The organism is Pseudomonas sp. DC1.2 (genome assembly GCF_034351645.1).
Lineage (GTDB): Bacteria > Pseudomonadota > Gammaproteobacteria > Pseudomonadales > Pseudomonadaceae > Aquipseudomonas.
The window spans coordinates 3,090,576-3,107,753 of the sequence record NZ_CP133782.1 but is presented as its reverse complement, the minus strand read 5'-3'; the positions used below and the strand labels follow the sequence as shown (position 1 = coordinate 3,107,753).

Genomic DNA, 17,178 nt, shown 5'->3' with positions numbered 1-17,178 from the left:
GACGGTCATTACAAATTCAGGGGGTGGTGTGGAGCATCTTTTCAAGACGCGGCGGGTGTTGTGCGGCTGGCTGCTGGTGATGTCGGGTGTGCAACCAGCCGTTGCCGACGACGCCGTGCCAGGCAAACGGGTCGATGTGAACGAGTATTTCGTGCGCGGCAATACCGTGCTCGATGCCCAGGCCATTGAAGAGGCGGTTTATCCGTTTCTGGGGCCGCAAAAAGCGCTGACGGACATCGAAGGTGCCCGTGAAGCCTTACAAAAAGCCTATCAAACTCATGGTTATCAGTCGGTGTTCGTCGAGTTGCCTGAGCAAAAAGTCGAGGACGGCATCGTCTATTTGCACGTCAGCGAAACCAAGGTTGGCCGGGTTCGTGTCGTCGGGGCCAAACACTATTCACCGCTGGATATCCGTGAGGACGTGCCGGCGCTGAAAGAAGGCGAGGTGCCTGACTTCAGTAAGGTTCAGGGCGAACTGGCGCAACTGAACAAGACCCCGGGTCGCCAGGTGATGCCGCTGGTGCGCGAAGGTCAGCGTCCCGGCACCATGGACGTGGACTTGCAGGTCGAGGACCAGAGCCCTTGGCAGGCCAGCGTCGGTTTGAACAACGACTACAGCGCCGACACCGAGACGCTGCGCACGGTCACCAGCGTGGGCTACAACAACCTTTGGCAACTCGGCCACAGCCTTTCGCTGACCTTCTTCACTGCACCGCAAGACACCAGCAACGCAAAGGTCTGGTCCGGCTCCTACACCGCGCCGTTGAGTGAGCGCTGGAGCGTGCAGTTCGCTGGTTATCAGTCCGACAGCAACGTCGCCACCCTCGGCGGCAGCAACGTCCTGGGCAAAGGGCATTCTTACGGCGTATCGGCGATTTACACGCTGCCGTCGAGCGGCGCCTGGGCCAACTCGCTGTCGGCTGGTGTCGACTTCAAGGATTTCGACGAGCAACTGACCCTCGGCGGCGAAAGCGACAAGGTGCCGCTCAAGTACGCGCCGTTTACCTTCGCCTACAACGGTTTTCGCTACAGCCAAAACAGCCAGTTGGGTCTCGGTTTGAGCTTGGTGGCGGGCACCCGCAGCCTGTTCGGTTATAGCAGCTCAGACAAAGAATTTGACTACAAACGCTACCGCGCGAGCCCCAGCTTTGCGGTGCTCAAAGGCGACACCAATTACACCTACACCTTTGCTAATGATTGGCAGAGCGCGAGCAAAGCCGCGTTCCAGTTGGCATCCGGCCCGTTGGTGTCGAACGAGCAATTCTCAGCCGGCGGCGCGACGTCGGTGCGAGGCTACCTGGCCGCCGAGCGCACCGGCGACAACGGCGTCCTGCTCAGCCAAGAGCTGCGCACGCCGTCCCTCGCCAAGTACTTGGGCGCTTACGTTCAGGAGTGGCGCCTCTATGCCTTCGCCGAAGGCGCCCAGTTGTCCCTGCGTGACGAACTGCCCGATCAGGACGCCGATTACGCCCTGGCCAGCGTCGGCCTCGGCACCCGCGCGAGCCTGAGCAAATGGCTGTCCAGCAGCCTCGATTGGGGCTATCCACTGCTCGACGGGCCGAACACTCAAAAACATGATTCGCGCCTGCATTTCAACCTTCAGGCCACTTTCTAACAGGAGCATTTTCATGCAGCGCCTACTCATCGCTTTTTTGATCTGCCTGGGCTTCGTGCTCCCGGCCACGGCCCAGGCCTGGTGGCAGGACGACTGGCATTACCGCAAGCAGATTTCCGTGGACACCACGCCTCAGGGCGCGGCGATCAACCAAGCGTTGGGCCGCACGGCGCTGCTGGTGCGCCTGCACACCGGCAACTTCACCTTTGACGGCGTCAAGGACGACGGCGCAGACCTGCGCTTTGTCGCCGCCGATGACAAAACCGTGCTCAACCACCAACTCGAAAGCTTTGACCCGTTGATGGGGATGGCGCTGATCTGGGTCGATGTGCCGAAAGTCGAAGGGGGGCAGCGGCAGGACATCTGGATGTATTACGGCAACCCGAAAGCGCCGGCCACCGGCAATGGTCAGTTGACCTTCGACCCGAATTACACCGCGCTCTATCACTTCGACGGCGCCAACGGCACACCGGTCAAAGACACATCGGCCTATGGCAACACGGCCCAGAGCGCTACCGGGGCGAGCATCGACGGCGTGATCGGGCGGGCGTTGCAGTTCAGTGGTCAGCCGCTGCTCCTGCCGGCCAGTCCTTCGTTGCAACACAACGCCGGCAGTGCGTTCACCTTAAGTGCCTGGCTGCGTCTGGATCAGGCCAATGGCGAGCAACTGCTGCTTGCGCGGCGTGAAGGCCAGAACAGCCTGTTGCTTGGCTTGAATCAGGGGATGCCGTTCGTAGAGATCGATGGTCAGCGCGCCGTGTCCACGCAAGCGCTGAATCCTGGCCAATGGCAGCATCTGGCGCTGACCGCCGAAGGCAGCCAGGTTGTGCTGTACGTCAATGGTCGCGAGACGGCGAGCCTCGGCGTGGCAATGCCGGCGTTCAATTCGGTCATGGCCATCGGTGCAGACTTGGCTCCCAGCGCTTACCTGCCGTTTAGCGGGGCTATCGACGAGTTGCGGCTGTCCAAAGTCGCTCGACCGGCCGCACTGCTTCTGGCTGACGCCAATGCACAAGGTGCCGAATCGAAGCTGGTAGCTTACGGCGTCGATGAACAACAGTCGGGCTTTGGCTTTGGCAGCTTGGGCTTCCTGCTCAATGCGGTGCCGGTGGATGCCTGGGTGATCATCGCCGTGCTGGTGCTGATGATGTTCCAGTCGTGGGTCATCATGATTCGAAAAAATCGCATGGTCAGCCGGGTCTCTGCGGCCAACGAAGGTTTCCGCGAGCAGTTCGCCAAGGTCGGCACGCGCCTGGAAATGTTCGCCGACGATCAAGACCTCGCTCAACGTTTGCAGCACTCGTCCCTGTGGCGGTTGTACCAGGTGGCGGTCAAAGAAATTCGCACTCGTCGCGAACAGGGTGCCGATACGTCGTCGGTGTCGGCGGCGACCATCGAAGCCATCCGCTGCTCCATGGACGGTGTACGCACCCGCGAGAATCAGGCGCTCAGTTCGAAACTCTCGACCCTGTCCAACGCGATTGCCGGCGGGCCTTACATCGGGCTGCTCGGCACGGTGCTGGGGATCATGGTGGTGTTCCTCGGCACCGCCATGGCCGGTGACGTCAACATCAACGCCATCGCGCCGGGCATGGCCGCCGCGTTGCTGGCCACGGCCATGGGCTTGTTCGTCGCGATCCCGGCGCTGTTTGGCTACAACCGGCTGATCACCCGCAACAAAGAGATCAGCGCTGACATGCGGGTCTTCGTCGATGAGTTCATTACTCGTCTGGCGGAGATGCACGGCGAAAGTCAGTTCAGTGAGACGGCGCATCGCCGTGGCAACCACACCAACACGTCCGTACCGGCCTGAGGAGCACTGACATGGCTTCCGTGAATGCCGCGCATGACGATGAAGATGACGCACCGGTGGACAGCATCAACATCACGCCTCTGGTGGATGTGCTGATGGTGGTGTTGGTGATGTTTATTCTTACCGCCACCGCCCAGGTTTCGGGCATCCAGATCAACTTGCCCAAGGCCAGCGCCTCGGTGTCGCTGTCCGCAGCCAAAACCAAGGCGATTTCGATCAATGACGTCGGCCAGGTGTTCCTCGACGCGTACCCGGTGACCCTGGCCGAACTGGACGATCGCCTGCGCATTGAGAAGGCGCAGAGCCCGGATTTTCCGGTGATCGTGCGCGGCGACGCCACGGTGCAGTACCAGAAAGTGATTGAGGTGCTGGACCTGTTGCGGCGTCTGGAGCTGTCCCAGGTCGGCCTTGTCACCGGCAAGCCGAGTAAGGGCTGACCATGACCGCACAACGCCCTATCAGCCCTTCGCCCGTGAAAAAGTCCCCTGCGCGCTTCGTCAAGTGGGGCGCCGGTTTGCTGCTCGGGGCCGTGGCCGCATGGTTGCTCTGGCAGTGGGCCAACGACATGAGTGGCATCCGCCGCGAAGCCCCGAAAGTGCCGACCATCATTGCGTTACCGCCACCGCCCCCTCCGCCGCCGGAAAAACCGCCAGAGCCGCAGACGCCGGTCGAAGAAAAGATGGTCGAGCCCGAGCCGACGCCGGAGCCGCAAGAGGTCAAGCCTGAAGAAGAGGCGCCGCCATCACCGGCCGACGACTTGGCTAACCCGATGCAAATGGACGGCGCTGCCCAGTCCGGCAACGACGCTTTCAACATCGGTGCTGGCAAGGGCGGCGGCATGGCAGGGGCCGGCGGTGGGCGGTTGGGCAATGGCACCTACAGCCAGTTTCTGGCGTTCACCTTTCAGCGCTTGCTGCGAGAGAACCCGGACCTGCGCAACCAGGCCTTCTCGCTGCAAGCCGACGTGTGGCTGAGCAGCGTCGGAGAGATCACCCGTGTCGAGCTGGTGAAGTCTAGCGCTAACCCCGACGTCGACGCACAGGTGCTCGCCGCACTGCGCGCCGCGCCACACCTGAGTGAACGGCCACCGGCCTCCATGACGTTACCCGTGCGCCTGTCCCTGCAAGGGCGGCGTCCGGGTTAATCAAACATTTTTCAGCTTTGCCAAAAGGAGTTGTGTGCAGATGATTTCCAACGTGAATCGATTGTCCCTGGCGGTCGGCATGGTCATTGCGACCCTGGTCGGGCATGCGGCGGCAGCCCCTGCGCCCTCGGAAAACGCCACAATCAATCTGATCCGCTTGCTGGTACAGCAGGGTGTTTTGAAACAGGACCAGGCCGAAGGCCTGATTGCCCAAGCGGAAAAAGAAGCGCTGCAAGCCCGTCAAACGGCCACGGCAGCGGTGGCCTCGGGGCCCGCCACCGCGCCCGGCGACGTGCGGGTGCAATACGTGCCGACGGCCGTTCGCGATCAGATCCGCGATCAGGTCAAGGCGGAGGTAATGGCCACCGCCAAACAGGAAAATTGGGCACAGCCCAATACCTTTCCGGAGTGGGTATCGCGCATCAGCTTTGACGGCGACATTCGCCTGCGGGATGAGTCGCGTTACTACTCGGGCACCAACAGCAACGAAATCGTCGACTTCTCCAAGCTCAACAACAACGGCCCGTATGACGTGAACCCCAACAGCAGCACCAGCCTGCCGCCGTTACTCAACACCCGTGAAGACCGCTCTAACCAAATGCGCCTGAGGGCCCGGCTGGGCATGACCGCGTTGGTCGCGCCGCAGTGGACCGCTGGCATCCGCATTGGCACCGGCTCGGACAACAATCCGGTGTCCACCACTCAGACCCTGGGTGGCGGGTTCGCCAAAAAAGAAATCTGGCTCGATCAGGGTTACCTGGCCTGGAAGCCGTCCGAGCAGTTGACCCTGACCGGCGGGCGATTTGCTAACCCGTTCATGTCCACCGACATGCTGTATTCCAACGACCTGAACTTTGACGGCGTGGCGGCGATTTTCGACCATCCGTTCACCCGTGACTGGGGGATGTTTGGCACGGTTGGCGCGTTTCCGGTTGACTACAGCAACGACACCACCACCAGCAATGGTTTTGATAAGGAAAGCAGCGCCAACAAGTGGCTGTACGGCGCGCAGGTCGGCGCCAATTGGGCGATCAACAGCAACAACCGCCTCAAGGGTGCGCTGGCGTATTACCGTTTTGACGACATCCAGGGCCAACGCTCCAGCCCCTGCGAACCCTGGGCGGGTGCGCCGGGTTGCGACACCGACGGCACGCGTTCGGCGTTCATGCAGAAGGGCAACTCGGTATTCCTGCTGCGCGACATCGCGCCGAACCCGCTGAACCCGGCCGCCACGCCGCAGCCGCAATTTGTCGGCCTGGCCTCGCAGTTCAACCTGCTGGACCTGAACCTGATGTGGGACGCCGACCTGCCGCAAGACTTCAAACTGCGCAGCCAGGGCAACTACATCCACAACCTGGGCTACGACGAAAACGACATGCGCAAACGCTCGGCGGGGCAGCTCGTCAACAACCTCGACAGCAGCGGCAATGTGCAAAGCGGCGCCAATGCCTGGATGGTGCAGTTCACCCTGGGCAGTGCGCTGGAGCTGAAGAAGCAGGGCGACTGGAACCTCTTCGCTGGCTACAAATACATCCAGCCCGACGCTTTGCCGGATGGCTTCAACGATTCTTCCTTCCACTTGGGCGGCACCAATGCCAAGGGCTATGTCCTGGGCGGCAACTACGGGCTGGCGAAGAATGTTTACGCCACCGGTCGCTGGTTGAGTTCCGAGGCCGTGTACGGTGCGCCGTTCGATGTCGATGTCTTGCAGCTTGAAATCAATACGCGCTTCTAGGGCGCCGGGAGAGCTTGATGAAACCACCCATTTTGCTGCTAACGCTGGGGCTGCTGATCGCGCAGGGGGCGAGCGCCGAAGGCATGGAAGAGCGCTTGCGCACCCAGTTGCGCACCACCACCCAGCAGTTACAAGCGTTGCAAAGTCAGCAAGCGCAGGCCAGCGCCGCGCAATTGGCCGCGCAAGGTGAAGCGAAGGCCGCCCAGGCGCAGATCCAACAACTGAACGCCGAACTGGCCAAGGCGCGTGGCGTGGCCGAGCAATTGGCCGGACAGCACGACCGTCTGCAAAACCAGGCTCAGGCGCAAGCGGCGGCCAGCAGTGAACAAGTCGGCAAGTTCAAGAAAGCTTACGAGGAGTTGTTAGTCATGGCCCGGGCCAAAGAGGCCGAGCGGTCAACGCTTCAGGCGCAGTTGGCCGAACGTGACACACACTTGCAGCAATGTTCAGCCAAGAATCAGCAGATGTACGGCGTGGCCAAGGAGATTCTTGCGGCCTACGAGAAAATCGACGTCGGCGACGTGATGAAGATTCGCCAACCGTTTGCCGGTTCAGCCAGGGTCAAGTTCGAAGAGCTGGCCCAAGGCATGGGCGATGAACTCTACAAAACGCAATACGACACGCCCCAGGCGGCGCTCGCTCACTAAGTACAAGGAACAACCTTATGACTCAATTGATCAGCCACGTAGCGCCCGATTCCCTGACTGACGTGCTGCAAGCCGCCGGTTACCGGGTCAATCAGACCGAGCAGAACGGCATCGTGCAATTACTCAGCGCCAGCCAGGGCATCGGTTATGCGGTGCGTTTCGGCAACCCGGCGCCGGAGCAGGGCGGGTACGTCGATTTCACATTCAGTTGCGCCTTGCGCGTGCAGGGCGCATTGCCGGCCGGCCTGGCGGAACTGTGGAACGCTTCGCGGCGGTTTGCCCGGTTGTCGGTGCAGGGTGAGTTTCTGGTGATGGAAATGGACGTAGTAGTGGCCGCCGGGGTAAGTGAAGAACACCTCAAGGGCCAGTTGGAATTGTGGGATCGGCTGCTTCAGGAGTTCATCGTTTACCTGCGCGAGTACAGTCAGAACGCTGCGCAGTTGCAGGCTCAGGCTGAAACCGTCGAGGCGGCGCAAGAGGTCGCAGCGCTGTGAAAAAGCCAGGGGCAGTGGTGAGCGTGGCAGCATTTGCCGTGTTAGGGGTGGCTGTTGCGTTGTGGCTCCGGCCGGGCAATGACCCGGTGGCAGCTCAGCAGCCGGTGCCATCGACAGTGAGTGTGAACGGGCCAGCAGTGGCGCGGCTGGGCAAGCAACAGGTCACTGCGCACGAGTTGAGCGACTTGCTCGCCACTGTTGCGCCGGACGTTGCAGAGCAACTGCGCGGCAATCGCGCGGCGCTGGAAAGCTGGATTCGTTCGCGCCTGGCGCAAAAAGCGGTGCTTGAACAGGCCGACGCCCAAGGCTGGCGGCAGCGTCCGGAGGTGGAGGCGCAAACCCGCGCGGCCACCGAGCAGATTGTCTTTCGGGACTACTTGCAGTCGGTCAGCCAAGTGCCGGCCGACTACCCCAGCGCCAGCGAGTTGCAGCAGGCGTATGAGGCGGGCAAGTCGGGTTGGGTGACGCCGCCGATGTACCGCGTCAGTCAGATTTTCCTCGCTGTGGCCGATTCGCAGAGCCTTGAAAACGTGCGCAAGCAGGCATTGGAACTGAGCAAGAAAGCCCAGGCCGCGCCGGCAGAGTTTGCCGCGTTGGCGAGCCAGTATTCACCGGTTGGCGTCAGTGACACCGGCCTGAAACCGTTACAGCAACTGGTGCCCGAGGTACGTGGCGCGGTGTCGCGACTCAAAGTCGGCGCGGTCTCGGACCCGGTGCAGAGTGCGGCGGGTTTCCATGTGATCAAGCTGACCGAGCAACAACCGGCCCGCGTCGCGACCCTGGATGAACTGCGCGAGCGCTTGACCCAGGCTTTGCGTGCCCAGCGTCAGGAACAGATCGCCAAAGCGTACCTGGACGGCATGCTCAATACGGCGACGCTGAGCATTGACGGTGCGCAGTTGAACAAAGTGCTGGAGGAAAAACCTTAGCCGGCTGCTCCCCCAGGGGATTGCTCCGGGTCAGTCGAAGCCGCGCACGTTTCAAACCAAACAAAGATCGACAGGGAGTCATCGATGTCATTTATAGAATCCACAGGACGCCAGGGTGTTACCGATTACCGCTCGTCGCCGATGACCAGCGAAGCCTGGCTGAAGCAGGCGATAGAGATCGAGGCCGAGGTTGCGCAGTATTTTATGGTCAGTGCCCGATGTGGCTGCTTCATGCAGGCCGCGCGCAGCCTCAACGTTCGGTCAACCGTGTTGCGCAAGCAACTGGCGCAACTCGAAGAGCGTTTGCAACGCTCACTGTTCAGCTTCCAGGGCAGCGTCCTGAGCCTCAGCCGTGAAGGGCAGCAGTTGCACGCGCAGTTGATCGCCCTGGCCTACGACCATCAGTTACCCGTGCTCGAACAACCGATGATCCGCGTGGCGGTGGCCGAGTCGATCCTGCATGACATCCTTGGGCGGGACCTGATCTCGTTGCTGCGCCGCAACGCCAGTGTGCGCCTGGAGATCATTTCCCTGGACAGCGCGCTGTCGTTGCAAGCCGTCAGCGCCGACGTGGTGGTCTGGCTGGGCACCGATCATTCACCTCACCCCGGGCCAACTTTCGCCACCAGCGAGCCGCAATGCCTGGCTCGCCTGGACTACCTGCCGCACATCGCCAAACGTTATTCACGGGTCACGGCCCGGCCTGCGAGCGTTGATGACTTGGCGGACTTCATGTTGGTGCAGTGGCAGCATGATCGCCAGATCGATAGCTTGCGGCCGTGGAACAGCCTGGTGGAGCAGCGGCTGGCCGGGGTGGTGCAGTTGCAATCCTATGAGCTGATGCTGGAAATGATCCGTTGCAGCGCTTGCATCGGTCTGCTGCCCGGCTACATCAGCCGCTATGACCGCGGACTCATCGCGTTGCCAGGGGTGTTCCGCGAGCCCATGCGGCGTCAGGTGTGGCTTGCGGTCAATGCTCAGTCCGTGGATTCGGCGCAGGTGCAGGTGATTGCGCAACTGATCCGCAACACTTTTGACGAGCGGCGGGAATGGTTTGAGTCGTCAGCCGGCGCGTGATTGGTGGGGTTCGGTCAGTCCAGCGGGCCCATCACCTGCCGATACTTCTCGGGCCCTTGCGGTGTTTGCCGGGTCACACTGATCTCGATACCCAAGGGGTTTTCCTGGCGATTACCACTCAACGAGCGCCAGCCCTTGTCCGTCTCCCAGACCCGCAACGTCGCTGCGCTGACCTGGGTGAGCACGGCCACGCCCTCCATCGGTGCTGGCAGCGGGTATTGACTGCGAGCCTCGGCGACCGCGCGGTAAAGGGCGTCGCCCTTGAGCCACCAACGCACTCGTTGCAGCCCGCCGTGGCCATCGGCGGCGGAGCGGATCACGTCCAGGCGAAAGCCTTTGCCGTCCGTACTTCTTACCGTCAAGGCCGCCGGTGCCGTGGGGGGCGGGTCATCGTCGACGCCAGGTTTCGCCGGCTCCGACAACTCAATACTGGCGCGCATCGCCACATCGCGCTCCAGTTGATTGAGCGTGCGCAGTAACGCTTCGGTTTGCTCGGTACTGGCCTGTAAATGCGCATCGGCACGGGTGACGCTGTCCAGTCCGCGCCAGGCAATGACACTGACGATGGCCATGAGCATGATCGCGACCATCACTTCGATCAGGGTAAACCCTTGCTGGCGCTTCATTTCACGCTGACCTGGCCGGCGGCGTTGCGTTGCACGGCGATGCTGTTGATTCCGTCCGAGAGTTGCAGTTGCACGGGCGGATTGACCCATTCGGCGTTCAACACCAGTGTTTGCCGGGGTTGCAGTCGCACCTCCAACGCCGGGGTTTGCCAGGTGCGTGGCCGCAGTTGTGGGTCGTTGTTGAAGTGGTCGACGCCTGTGCCAAGGTCATCGCGGCGGCTGAAGCGAAAGCCCTTGGCATCTGCCCGCCAGGTAATCGGCCGGCCATCGGCCCGGGCTTCGGCTTGCGCCACTTGCAGCAATTGCGCAACACGCTCGGCGTCTTTGCGCAGCAGGTGCAACGGGTCCGGTTTGATGCTCAGGCTGACCGCCGCGCTGGCGATGCCGATGATCACCAATACCACCATCAACTCAATCAGCGTAAAGCCATCTTGTTTGAAGCCCTTCATTTACGGTGCGCTCCTTTGCAGTGTTTTTATCCTGCACGGTGAAGATGATGAGCGTGTGAAATAAAAACGTGAGAATTGCGCTGTAAGCTCGGGGGCAGGGACTAAAAGGAGCTTCAACCCATGTCATTTATCGAGCGGTTCACCGCACCGCAGTGGGTCCAGTCAATCGCCTTGCTGGCGGCACTGGCCGGCATCGCCACCTGGTCATCGTTGCTGCTGATGTCCGCTGAGTCACGCAACCCGGACCTATCGCCGTCACTGAGCGCCGCCCATAGCGACAACCCGGCATTGCAGTGGTTTTCCAATCAGCCGGCGCCGGTCGAGATCAAAGTCAGTGGCGTGATGGCCGGCAGTCGTGGCGCGGTGGCAATCCTTAGCCTCAATGGGGGCGCTCCCCGCAGCTTTTTACTCGGAGAACGGGTTAGCCCTCGGGTGACGGTGGTCGCCATTGAAGGTGATGCGGTCGTCATCGAACGGGGTACACAGCGAACCCGCGTGCTGCTCGATAAACTGCCGGAGGCAGCGGGTTTGCCGATTCTGACGCGCGAGTAGATCAACCGCAGGTCACTTCGGCACCGGCCGACTCAGCAAAGTATCGAGCCGGGCCAGGGGCGGCGCCTCGTGGCTACGGTCGAACACTTGCACCCCGACCCGCAATAACCGGCCATTTTGCGCGTAGGCAACGGCCTGTTCACAGCGCAGCAACAACCGTCCCTGATCACACTCGATGGTTCGTTGTCCCAGCGTCAGTCTGGGTTCGAGGCGCAACTCGGCGAGCCGACTCTGTGCCGCCAGTAGCGCAATCGACCGATCGCGTAGCAGGCCATTGCTCTGGGTCATCAACCCTGCCACCCGCACTGCCGCCGACATCGCCACGGCAATAATCGCCAGCGCCACGAGCACTTCAATCAGGGTAAAACCGGCTTGTCGCGGAGGGTGTGGCATCAGGCACTCGAACCGGCTGAACAGCCACTGACGTTAGCCCCCGCGCTTGACCGATTGACGACCAAAGCTCCCGAGGATTTTCAACGTCACTGACATATCTTCTTGCAACACTGCGCGTCGAATCGAATCAAGCCAGGGAATGTCGAGATGGATATCGCGCACTTCAAATTGCACCCCCGCACGCCACGCCTGCCCCGTGGACAGAAGGGATTCACCCTGATCGAGATCATGGTGGTGGTGGTCATCCTGGGGATTCTGGCAGCGATGGTCGTGCCCAAGGTGCTGGACCGTCCTGACCAGGCCAGGGCCACGGCCGCCAAACAGGATATCGCCGGGTTGATGCAGGCCTTGAAGCTGTATCGCCTGGACCACGGCACTTACCCGAGCATGACCCAAGGTTTGAAAGTGTTGGTGGAACGCCCGGCGGATGCCAAGAACAGCAACTGGCGTTCGTACCTGGAGCGCCTGCCCAATGATCCGTGGGGCCGTCCTTACCACTACCTGAATCCGGGGGCTAACGGTGAAGTCGATATCTTCTCGCTGGGCGCTGACGGTCAGCCTGACGGCGACGGTGTGAATGCCGATATCGGCTCCTGGCAGTTGTAAGGCAGGCCATGAAAACCTATTCGCCGACAGCGGCGAGCCAGCGCGGAATGGCAATCATCAGCGCGCTGCTAATTGCCGCGGTGGTGGCGGTGATTGCCGGCGGTATGCTGAGCCGCCAGACCGTCTTTACGCGTGCTCTGGAAGCCGAGCAATCACGGGTGCAGGGCGCCTGGATGCTGCAAGGTGCGCTGGAGATCAGCCGGCAATGGCTGTGGGATGCACAGCAACGCGAGCCCTTGATCCGACTCGACCAGCCGTGGGCGCAGCCGTTGGTGATGGGGCCGTTGGGGGTGGGTAGCCGTGGTTTCGAAGGGCGGCTGGATGACGAACAGGGCAAGTTCAACTTGCGCAACCTGGTGGCCAACGAGCGCATCGATGAAGAACAGTTGGGCCATTTTCAGCGTCTGTGCGAGTTGCTCGGTCTCAACGCTACGCTGAGCCAGCGCATCAGTCAGCGGGTCATCGCTTCCTATCCGCGACTGCTCAACCCCGACCTGGCAAACCAGGCACCCCTCAACCATGGTTTTGACAGCGGTCGCAGCACCTCGCCCAATGCCGCGCGTAAACCCCTGCCGCCCACGCGACCGATGTTGCGCCGGGTGGAGGATTTGCGCGGTATCGAAGGCATTACCGAGGCGGTGTTGGCGAAAGTGACCCCGTTCATCACCATTCTCCCGGCCAACACCTGGCTCAACAGCAATACCGCCACGGCGCCGGTATTGGCCGCGTATGTGCCCGGCCTGTCAATCGAACGCGCCCAAGCGTTAATTGCCGAGCGCGACGCGGGCCAGTGGTTTATCAATCGGGGCGACTTCGTCAATCGTCTGCGTATGCCGCAGTTGGAGTTGACGACGATTAAAGTCGGCATCACCAGTGACTGGTTTCGTCTGCGCGGCCAGGCTGGCGGTGAACAGCGTCGGGTCAGCCTTGACGCCTTGCTGCAACGCAGCGCGGATCGCCTGCCTCGGGTGATCTGGTCGCGGGTAGGCGTATGAGCCAGCTAAGAGTGGCTTTGCCGCCGCTGGCGCAACTGTCTCTGGACAGTGTTGTGGCGTTCGCCTGGCTGGATCGTCAGGGCCAGCTGACACGTGAGGGTCACAGCACCCTGCTGCAATTGGCCCTGCGCGGCAAAACCCCGGCCATCGCGTTTTTCCTGCACCCCCAGGACAGCGTGTTGGCGAGCATCGACTTACCCTTGCTGCCCTCGGCCAAAACCAGCGCAGCGGTGCAGTGTGCGGCGCAGTCGCTGATCCTCGGCGACTGCGCGCAGATGCACGTTGCCCATAGCCCTCGGGACACTCAAGGGCGGGTGCATATCGCCTGGCTCTCTCGGCAAGGGCTGGCCCACTTCGGCCAACTCCTGCGTCTGGCGCATTTGAACGTGCGTGGGTTGTACCCGGCCGCCTACGCATTGCCCAGCCATGATGTACCCGTGGCCTGTCTCTATGAAGGTCATTTGCTGGTGCGTTACACCCTTGAACACGCGGTGGTTCACCCGGCCATTGATGAGGCACTGAGCGATCTTTTGCTAGAGGCCGGCCCAGGCTTGCAGTGGGTGGGCGCCGCCGCCGATTTTCCGGTGAGCTGTTTACCGGCTGAACAACGCTGGGCCGGCCCGTTGCCCGGATGGGGGTTGCACGGCGGTCTTCAGCAACGTAGCCGCCATCAACCGGGGTGGGGGCGTGCCGCTGCCTGTTGCGCAGTGGCACTGGCGGTCTGGACCTTGGGGCTGAACCTGTACGCCGCCCGCCAAGCGGCGCAAGGGCAACGGCTCAAAACCGAGATGAGTCAGCGGGTGAAGCAGGCTTTTCCTGAGTTGCCGGTGATTCTCAACCCGCTGCAACAGGCCCGTCAGCAATTGGCCGCGCGGCAGACGGGGGCGACCGCCGACGCCACCCCGACATTCGCCAGCATGGTGCTGCAAGCCGCAAACACGCTGCCGTCCATGGCCGGTAGCGTGCAACGTCTGCTCTATGAAAACGGCGAGCTGCAACTGAGCCTGCTGCAAGACGCACGCCGCCACAGCACCGACAAGACCTGGCAGGCCGCATTGGCGCAGGCCGGGATTGCCGTCAGCGCCACGGATGAGGGCTGGGTGTTGCGTCCGGCCTCGCAAGTGCCGGCGGGTGACGCGAACGCAGGCACTGGAGCCGATGATGAATAAGCCCTCTATGACGGCTTACCGCCGCCGTTGGCAGCACCTTAACGGTCGCTCTCGGGTGATCTGGCAAGGCCTGGCTTTGCGTGAGAAACGCATGGTTGCGGGCACTGCGCTGGTACTCGCAGGGTTGTTGATCTGGTTGCTGTTGATCCAGCCACCCCTGAAAAAAATCGATTACTGGCAGGTCGAAACACCGAAGTTGCGTACACAGGCGCAAACGCTGGATGCGTTGTTGCGTGAGGTCGTAACCCCATCGTCCGGGCAAAGCCTTGAACAGTCCTTGCAGCACACTCTCGACGCCAGCGGTCTGGCTGGGCACTACCGGTTGCAGGCCACCGGCGGCGCGTGGCAGTTGACGTTTGAAGACGCACCGGCCGCTGCGGTGATCGGTTGGCTGCTGGGCAACCCCAAGCAGTTTTCTCTGGAAGTGGTCGAGGCTCGTTTGCAGCGTGCAGGCGAGGTCACGGCTGATGACACGGCAGGCACTCTGTCGGGAACCGTTCGCATGGATCAGGCGCAGGGCGCTAAGGAAGCTTCATGAAGTGGTCAGGTTCCAATTACGCACGCACGGCCGCGCCGTTTCTGTTGTTGGCGCTGGGGGCGTGCAGCTCGCAAACGCCGTCTAACCCGCCACCGTTGCTGGTTGACAGTGAACTCGGGCGGCCGCTGGCCAACACCCAGCGCAGTGGCGATGCCTTGCTCGATCGCCAACGAATGCAGAGAGAAACACCGCCACGGCCGCAGCACAAAATCAGCAACCCCTCGCGCAGCGGCGGTTCCAGTGGCAGTAGCACGCAGGCGAGTCATCCGCTGGGCGATCAACCGGTCACGCTGAATTTCGTCGAGGCCGACATCCAAGCGGTGGTGCGGGCGTTGTCGCGTTCCACCGGGCAGCAGTTTCTGGTTGATCCTCGGGTCAAGGGCAACTTGACGCTGGTCAGCGAAGGCCAGGTCCCTGCGCATCAGGCCTACGACATGTTGCTGGCAGCGTTGCGCATGCAGGGTTTCAGCGTGGTTGATGTCGGTGGTGTCGCTCAGGTGGTGCCCGAAGCCGACGCCAAGTTGCTCGGTGGGCCGATCTACAGCGCCGACAAACCGGCCGGTAACGGCATGCTCACCCGCACGTTTCGCTTGCAGTACGAAAACGCGGTGAACCTGATTCCGGTGTTGCGCCCGATTGTCTCGCCGAACAACCCGATCAATGCGTACCCCGGCAACAACACCATTGTGATCACCGACTATGCGGAGAACCTGACGCGCGTGGCACAGATCATCGCCGGCATCGACACCCCGAGCGCCATCGACACCGACGTAGTACAGATCCAGAACGGCATCGCGGTGGACATCGCCGGCATGGTCTCGCAGTTGCTGGAACAACCGGGCAATGACCCGACCCAAAAAATCTCGGTCATTGGTGATCCACGCTCCAACGCGATTATCATTCGGGCCGGCAGCCCGGAGCGCACCGAGCTGGCGCGCAATCTGATCTACAAACTCGACAACGCCCAAAGCAACCCAAGCAACCTGCACGTGGTGTACCTGCGCAATGCTCAGGCAGCGAAACTGGCTCAGGCGTTACGCGGTTTGCTCACTGGGGAAAGCGACAGCGGCACGGGCAACACCGCGCGTTCGACGCTCAGTGGCATGGGTGGCAATGCCAGCGGCGGCGGGCAAAGCGCTCAAAGCAGCGGTCAAAGCAGCAACGGTAGCCAAAGTTCGACGTCCGGCAACAGCACGGGCGGGAGCGTTTATGGCCAAGGCGCGAGTGCTTCATCCAGTCAGATCGGTGGCCAGCAGAATGACCAGAGCGTGGCCTTCAGTGCTGGCGGCGTGACCATTCAGGCCGATGCCACTACGAATACCTTGCTGATTTCCGCCCCGGATCCGCTGTACCGCAACCTGCGCGAAGTCATCGACATGCTCGACCAGCGTCGTGCGCAAGTGGTGATCGAAAGCCTGATCGTCGAAGTCAGCGAAGACGATGCCAATGAGTTTGGCGTGCAATGGCAGACCGGCAACCTGGCGGGCAACGGCGTGATCGGCGGGGCGAATCTGGGCGGTTCAGGGATCAACGTCAACGGCAAGACCAGTGTCGATGTGTTGCCTGGCGGCTTGAGCGTCGGGTTTCTCAACGGCACGGTGGACATCCCCGGTATTGGCAAGGTCATGGACCTCAAAGTGCTGGCCCACGCGCTCAAGAGCAAGGGCGGCACCAACGTGCTGTCGACGCCGAACCTGCTGACCCTGGACAACGAAGCGGCGAGTATTTTCGTTGGCCAGACCATCCCGTTTGTCAGCGGTAGCTACGTGACCGGCGGCGGCACCAGCAACAACCCGTTCCAGACCGTGACCCGCGAAGAGGTTGGTTTGAAGCTTAACGTGCGGCCACAGATTTCCGAGGGGGGCACCGTCAAGCTCGATATCTATCAGGAAGTCAGCAGCATTGATGCGCGCGCTTCGAGCAGCGTGGCCGCTGCCGGCATCGTCACCAACAAACGCGCAATCGACACCAGCATCCTGCTCGATGACGGGCAAATCATGGTGCTTGGCGGCTTGCTGCAAGATGGTTACAGCCAAAGCAACGAAGCCGTGCCGTGGCTGTCGACTATCCCCGGAATCGGTGCGCTGTTTCGCAACGAGCGTCGAGCGACGACCAAGACCAACTTGATGGTGTTCCTGCGGCCTTACATCATTCGTGACAGCGGCGCGGGGCGAGCGATCACCCTCAACCGCTACGACTTCATGCGCCGCGCCCAGGGCGGGCTGCAACCAGAACGCAGCTGGTCGATGCCCGACATGCAGGCGCCGCAACTGCCGACGGCGGCGCAGGGTGTGCCGGCGTCGGTGCCGGCGTCGGTGCCGGCGTCGAATACGCAGCCGAGAGCAACCCTTCGCGCGGTGCCGACCGCAGGAGGGACGGTGCAATGATTAGCGCAC

The 17,178-nt window shown here is 61.9% G+C and carries 18 protein-coding genes; 15 read left to right on the top strand and 3 right to left on the bottom strand.

All coding sequences use genetic code 11. The features are described from left to right. Nucleotides 1-28: 28 nt before the first annotated feature. The 9 genes from RHM68_RS13930 (at nt 29) to RHM68_RS13890 (ending at nt 9,454) form a co-directional block, all read left to right on the top strand. Nucleotides 29-1,615, top strand: a complete 1,587-nt coding sequence (locus tag RHM68_RS13930) for a ShlB/FhaC/HecB family hemolysin secretion/activation protein (RefSeq protein WP_322215559.1) — start codon at nt 29-31, stop codon at nt 1,613-1,615. 13 nt (nt 1,616-1,628) lie between these two features. Next, nucleotides 1,629-3,428: a DUF2341 domain-containing protein gene (locus RHM68_RS13925; protein WP_322215557.1), complete on the top strand. Its 1,800-nt coding sequence runs from the start codon at nt 1,629-1,631 to the stop codon at nt 3,426-3,428. An 11-nt stretch (nt 3,429-3,439) separates the two neighbouring features. Continuing rightward, the gene (locus tag RHM68_RS13920) at nt 3,440-3,865 is read left to right on the top strand and encodes a biopolymer transporter ExbD (RefSeq protein WP_322215555.1); all 426 of its coding nucleotides are present in this window, start codon (nt 3,440-3,442) and stop codon (nt 3,863-3,865) included. 2 nt (nt 3,866-3,867) lie between these two features. After that, nucleotides 3,868-4,572 carry an energy transducer TonB gene (locus tag RHM68_RS13915; RefSeq protein WP_322215553.1) on the top strand — a complete coding sequence of 235 codons (705 nt, stop codon included), beginning with the start codon at nt 3,868-3,870 and terminating at the stop codon, nt 4,570-4,572. A gap of 40 nt (nt 4,573-4,612) precedes the next feature. Further along, nucleotides 4,613-6,307 (top strand): putative porin, encoded by a 1,695-nt coding sequence (locus tag RHM68_RS13910; RefSeq protein ID WP_322215551.1) that lies wholly within the window; start codon nt 4,613-4,615, stop codon nt 6,305-6,307. 17 nt (nt 6,308-6,324) lie between these two features. Continuing rightward, nucleotides 6,325-6,954, top strand: a complete 630-nt coding sequence (locus RHM68_RS13905; protein ID WP_322215548.1) for a DNA repair protein — start codon at nt 6,325-6,327, stop codon at nt 6,952-6,954. A 17-nt stretch (nt 6,955-6,971) separates the two neighbouring features. Beyond that, complete coding sequence (locus RHM68_RS13900; protein WP_322215546.1) at nt 6,972-7,448, top strand: YbjN domain-containing protein; 477 nt, start codon at nt 6,972-6,974, stop codon at nt 7,446-7,448. After that, a complete protein-coding gene (locus tag RHM68_RS13895; RefSeq protein ID WP_322215544.1) occupies nt 7,445-8,377 on the top strand; it encodes a peptidylprolyl isomerase in 933 nt (310 codons plus the stop codon). The genes RHM68_RS13900 and RHM68_RS13895 overlap by 4 nt, the downstream gene beginning before the upstream one ends. An 84-nt stretch (nt 8,378-8,461) precedes the next feature. After that, nucleotides 8,462-9,454 carry a LysR family transcriptional regulator gene (locus RHM68_RS13890; protein WP_322215541.1) on the top strand — a complete coding sequence of 331 codons (993 nt, stop codon included), beginning with the start codon at nt 8,462-8,464 and terminating at the stop codon, nt 9,452-9,454. 14 nt (nt 9,455-9,468) lie between these two features. On the opposite strand, the gene RHM68_RS13885 is transcribed toward RHM68_RS13890, so the two are convergent. Further along, on the bottom strand, nt 9,469-10,080 hold the full coding sequence (locus tag RHM68_RS13885; RefSeq protein WP_322215540.1) for a prepilin-type N-terminal cleavage/methylation domain-containing protein: 612 nt from the start codon (nt 10,078-10,080) through the stop codon (nt 9,469-9,471). Further along, nucleotides 10,077-10,529, bottom strand: a complete 453-nt coding sequence (gene gspH, locus RHM68_RS13880; protein ID WP_322215537.1) for a type II secretion system minor pseudopilin GspH — start codon at nt 10,527-10,529, stop codon at nt 10,077-10,079. Before gspH ends, RHM68_RS13885 begins: the two co-directional genes overlap by 4 nt. Before the next feature lie 120 nt (nt 10,530-10,649). On the opposite strand from gspH, the gene RHM68_RS13875 reads away from it, so the two are divergent. Further along, nucleotides 10,650-11,081, top strand: coding sequence for a type II secretion system protein N (locus tag RHM68_RS13875; protein WP_322215534.1), 432 nt, complete (start codon nt 10,650-10,652; stop codon nt 11,079-11,081). A 12-nt stretch (nt 11,082-11,093) separates the two neighbouring features. On the opposite strand, the gene gspI is transcribed toward RHM68_RS13875, so the two are convergent. Next, nucleotides 11,094-11,474, bottom strand: a complete 381-nt coding sequence (gene gspI, locus RHM68_RS13870) for a type II secretion system minor pseudopilin GspI (protein ID WP_322215532.1) — start codon at nt 11,472-11,474, stop codon at nt 11,094-11,096. A 147-nt stretch (nt 11,475-11,621) separates the two neighbouring features. On the opposite strand from gspI, the gene gspG reads away from it, so the two are divergent. Genes gspG through gspD form a run of 5 tightly spaced genes read left to right on the top strand, consistent with a single transcriptional unit; the run spans nt 11,622 to nt 17,169 of the window. Then, nucleotides 11,622-12,080 carry a type II secretion system major pseudopilin GspG gene (gene gspG / locus RHM68_RS13865; RefSeq protein WP_322215529.1) on the top strand — a complete coding sequence of 153 codons (459 nt, stop codon included), beginning with the start codon at nt 11,622-11,624 and terminating at the stop codon, nt 12,078-12,080. Between the two features lie 8 nt (nt 12,081-12,088). After that, nucleotides 12,089-13,075 carry a type II secretion system minor pseudopilin GspK gene (gene gspK / locus RHM68_RS13860; protein ID WP_322215527.1) on the top strand — a complete coding sequence of 329 codons (987 nt, stop codon included), beginning with the start codon at nt 12,089-12,091 and terminating at the stop codon, nt 13,073-13,075. Next, nucleotides 13,072-14,244: a type II secretion system protein GspL gene (gene gspL / locus RHM68_RS13855; RefSeq protein WP_322215524.1), complete on the top strand. Its 1,173-nt coding sequence runs from the start codon at nt 13,072-13,074 to the stop codon at nt 14,242-14,244. Before gspK ends, gspL begins: the two co-directional genes overlap by 4 nt. Next, entirely contained in the window at nt 14,237-14,782 is a 546-nt protein-coding gene (gspM, locus tag RHM68_RS13850) for a type II secretion system protein GspM (protein WP_322215522.1), read from the top strand. The genes gspL and gspM overlap by 8 nt, the downstream gene beginning before the upstream one ends. Beyond that, a complete protein-coding gene (gene gspD / locus RHM68_RS13845) occupies nt 14,779-17,169 on the top strand; it encodes a type II secretion system secretin GspD (protein ID WP_322215518.1) in 2,391 nt (796 codons plus the stop codon). Before gspM ends, gspD begins: the two co-directional genes overlap by 4 nt. Nucleotides 17,170-17,178: the final 9 nt, after the last annotated feature.